The following is a 3689-nucleotide window of genomic DNA, read 5'->3' as shown; positions in this document are numbered from 1 at the left end:
GGCGCCGACGGCGTGATTGGTCCATCCACCCGCGACTGGCTGAACGTCTCTCCGGCCCAGCGGGCAGGAGTGCTGGCGCTGAATATCCAGCGCTTGCGCTTGCTGCCGGGCACGTTATCCACCGGCATTATGGTTAACATTCCGGCCTACTCGCTGGTCTACTATCAGGACGGAAGCGAAGTGCTGGCGTCCCGTGTGATTGTAGGTCGACCTGACCGTAAAACACCGATGATGAGCAGCGCGCTGAATAACGTGGTGGTTAACCCACCGTGGAACGTGCCGCCGACGCTGGCGCGCAAAGATATCCTGCCTAAGGTCTGGAATGACCCCGGTTATCTGGAACGACACAACTATACGGTGATGCGCGGCTGGAACAGCAAAGAGACGATTGATCCCTGGATGGTCGACTGGTCAACGATTACCCCGTCGAACCTGCCGTTCCGTTTCCAGCAGGCACCGGGTGCGCATAACTCGCTGGGACGTTACAAATTCAATATGCCAAGTTCGGACGCTATCTATCTGCATGATACCCCGAACCATAATCTGTTCCAGAAAGACGCACGCGCGCTCAGTTCTGGCTGCGTTCGCGTGAATAAGGCCTCGGAGCTGGCGAATATGCTGTTGCAGGATGCTGGCTGGAACGATACGCGGATATCAGATGCCCTGAAGCAGGGGGATACGCGTTACGTCAATATCCGCCACAATATCCCGGTCAATCTTTACTATCTGACGGCGTTTGTGGGGGCAGACGGACGTACCCAGTATCGTACAGATATTTACAATTATGATCTGACAGCGCGATCCGGCGCACAAATCTTGCCAAAAGCGGAACAATTAATCAGGTAAATGAAGTAGTTCGGTGAAAATGATTGTCGTAAGTTATGGTGAATATAAGGCGATCTGTCTGCAAGCCGCGTATTCACTGGGGTTGGGCGCCTTGACGTAGCAGGTTTTGCCAGTTATGGTGCCCTTCGTGCGCTAAGCATATTGACAATTTATTTTACCTGTAGACCTGATTATCATGGACAAATTTGACGCTAATCGCCGCAAATTGCTGGCGTTAGGTGGCGTTGCGCTGGGCGCAGCTGCCATCCTTCCGACGCCAGCATTTGCCACCCTCTCGACACCTCGTCCGCGTATTTTAACGCTCAACAATCTGCATACTGGTGAGACGCTTAAAGCGGAGTTTTTCGATGGCAGAGGCTATATTCAGGATGAATTAGCAAGACTCAACCATTTTTTCCGTGATTTCCGCGCGAACAAAATCAAAGCCATCGATCCTGGATTATTCGATCAGCTTTACCGCTTGCAGGGACTGCTGGGGACCAAAAGGCCGGTACAGCTCATTTCTGGCTATCGCTCTCTGGATACCAACAATGAACTGCGCGCCCACAGCCGTGGGGTAGCGAAAAAAAGCTATCACACGAAAGGGCAGGCGATGGATTTCCATATTGAAGGCGTTTCGTTAGCCAATATTCGCAAAGCGGCGTTATCTATGCGCGCAGGTGGTGTAGGATACTACCCACGTAGCAACTTTGTGCATATTGATACCGGGCCGGTTCGGCACTGGTAATAACGAAACACAGGAGCAGTATGAACTATCGTATTATTCCGGTTACCGCGTTCTCACAGAACTGTTCATTGATCTGGTGTGAACAAACTAAACTGGCCGCGCTTGTCGATCCCGGCGGAGACGCTGAGACAATCAAGCAGGAAGTCGCTGCCAGCGGTGTAACGCTGATGCAGATTTTACTGACCCATGGTCATCTCGACCATGTGGGTGCAGCGGCTGAACTGGCTGAACACTACGGTGTGCCGATTATCGGCCCGGAAAAAGAAGATGAGTTCTGGCTACAGGGATTACCTGCTCAAAGCCGTATGTTTGGCCTGGAAGACTGTCAGCCATTGACACCTGACCGCTGGCTGAACGAAGGCGATCGCGTTAACGTAGGGAATGTGACTTTACAGGTGTTGCATTGCCCGGGGCATACGCCCGGTCATATCGTCTTCTTTGATGACTCGTCGCGTCTGCTGATTTCGGGTGACGTGATTTTCAAAGGGGGCGTAGGACGCAGCGATTTCCCGCGCGGCGATCACGGTCAGCTGATTCAGTCGATTAAGCAGAAGTTATTGCCGTTAGGTGATGACGTGACGTTTATTCCTGGCCACGGTCCGAAGTCGACGCTGGGCGATGAGCGGTTGCATAACCCGTTCCTTCAGGATGAAATGCCCGTCTGGTAAACCCGGTTAAATAAAAAAAGCCTGCATGATGCAGGCTTTTTTTGTGGGTGCTGATTACAGCACTGCGACAATGGCTTCGCACAGTGGCGCCATGTTGTCAGGCGTCATGCCTGCAACGTTCACGCGACCAGAGGCAACGGCATACACGCCAAACTCTTCACGCAGGCGCAGCACCTGCTCTTTGGTCAGGCCGCTGAAGGAGAACATGCCGTTCTGCTTGATGATGAAGCTGAAATCACGGTTAGCGCCTTTCTCTGCCAGCGTGTTCACAAACAGCAGACGCATGCGCTGAATGCGCTGACGCATATCGTTCAGCTCTTGTTCCCAGATTGCGCGCAGCGCATCGTTGCTCAGGATCGTCGCAACGACAGACGCACCGTGTGCCGGTGGGTTGGAGTAGTTAGCGCGGATCACGGACTTCATCTGGCTGAATGCGCGATCGACGGTTGCTTCGTCAGCAGCCACCAGCGTACAGGCACCGACGCGCTCGTTATACAGGCCAAAGTTCTTGGAGTAGGAGCTTGCGACAATCAGTTCCTGATGCACTGCGGCGAAGGCGCGCAGGCCTTCAGCATCTTCTTCCAGACCACGGGCAAAGCCCTGGTAAGCGAAGTCGAACAGCGGTAGCCAGCCTTTTTCTACAGACAGCTTAGCCAGCTGTTCCCACTGCTCAAGCGTAGGATCGATACCGGTTGGGTTATGGCAACAGCCGTGGAACAGCACCACATCGCCCGCCTGGGCTTCGCTCAGGCTGGCCAGCAGGCCGTCGAAGTCCAGCGCGTGGTTTGCCGCGTCGTAATAGGCATATTCACGCACTTCCAGACCCGCAGAATTGAATACGCTCTTGTGGTTCGGCCAGCTCGGGTTGCTTACCCACACGCGCTTGACGGAGGTGTTTTTCGCCAGGAAATCTGCCGCCACGCGCAGTGCGCCGGTACCGCCAGGGGTCTGCGCCGTGCGGGCGCGTTTTTCGCTCACAATGGTGCTGCCTTTGCCGAACAGCAGCTCCTGGGTGCAGCGACCAAATTCAGGAATACCATCAATACCGAGGTAGTTTTTGGTGGTTTCGTTTTCCAGCAGATACTGCTCAGCTTTTTTAACGCTGGTCAGCACCGGAGTCTTGCCGGTTTCATCTTTATATACACCAATACCCAGGTTGATTTTGCCAGGGCGGTCGTCGGCACGAAACAGATCGGCCAGGCCCAGAATTGGGTCGGCAGGAGCGGCAGTAATGTTCTCAAACATGACGAAGTTCCATTGTGATTACAGAAGTGAAATCCGCTATCAGGTTAACGGTAGATTTACAAAATGCCAACCGTTTGCGACGAAAAGCGTGCGGCTTTTCAAAAGTCGCTATTTTTTTCTCTCAGGAATAAAAAAACAGGGCCGAAGCCCTGTTCATTAAGCATATAACAATGAGGTGTGTTGATTAGAACTGGTAAACCAGA

General features: G+C 53.3%; 4 protein-coding genes. 3 read left to right on the top strand and 1 reads right to left on the bottom strand.

What is annotated here, in order from left to right; all coding sequences use genetic code 11:
- The 3 genes from ldtD to IM267_RS01440 form a co-directional block, all read left to right on the top strand.
- Positions 1 to 846: L,D-transpeptidase (gene ldtD / locus IM267_RS21140; protein ID WP_226847828.1), on the top strand; the 846-nt coding region annotated here is incomplete at its 5' end.
- Between the two features lie 175 nt (positions 847 to 1021).
- Entirely contained in the window at positions 1022 to 1573 is a 552-nt protein-coding gene (locus IM267_RS01445; protein ID WP_003858202.1) for a YcbK family protein, read from the top strand.
- A gap of 20 nt (positions 1574 to 1593) precedes the next feature.
- A complete protein-coding gene (locus tag IM267_RS01440) occupies positions 1594 to 2241 on the top strand; it encodes an MBL fold metallo-hydrolase (protein WP_063866286.1) in 648 nt (215 codons plus the stop codon).
- Positions 2242 to 2295: 54 nt separating this feature from the next.
- Here IM267_RS01440 and IM267_RS01435 read toward each other — a convergent pair whose 3' ends face one another.
- The gene (locus IM267_RS01435; protein WP_102749628.1) at positions 2296 to 3486 is read right to left on the bottom strand and encodes an amino acid aminotransferase; all 1191 of its coding nucleotides are present in this window, start codon (positions 3484 to 3486) and stop codon (positions 2296 to 2298) included.
- Between the last annotated feature and the right edge of the window lie 203 nt (positions 3487 to 3689).

The organism is Enterobacter cloacae complex sp. P15RS, assembly GCF_014895905.1.
Classification (GTDB): domain Bacteria; phylum Pseudomonadota; class Gammaproteobacteria; order Enterobacterales; family Enterobacteriaceae; genus Enterobacter; species Enterobacter quasihormaechei.
Note: the sequence above shows the minus strand (reverse complement) of the source record. Positions and strands in the feature narration are given on the sequence as shown.

Excerpts from the sequence above, each read along its gene's own strand:
- IM267_RS01445 (WP_003858202.1), top strand. The coding sequence starts at position 1,022 with ATGGACAAATTTGACGCTAATCGCCGCAAATTGCTGGCGTTAGGTGGC.
- IM267_RS01440 (WP_063866286.1), top strand. The coding sequence starts at position 1,594 with ATGAACTATCGTATTATTCCGGTTACCGCGTTCTCACAGAACTGTTCA.
- IM267_RS01435 (WP_102749628.1), bottom strand. The coding sequence starts at position 3,486 with ATGTTTGAGAACATTACTGCCGCTCCTGCCGACCCAATTCTGGGCCTG.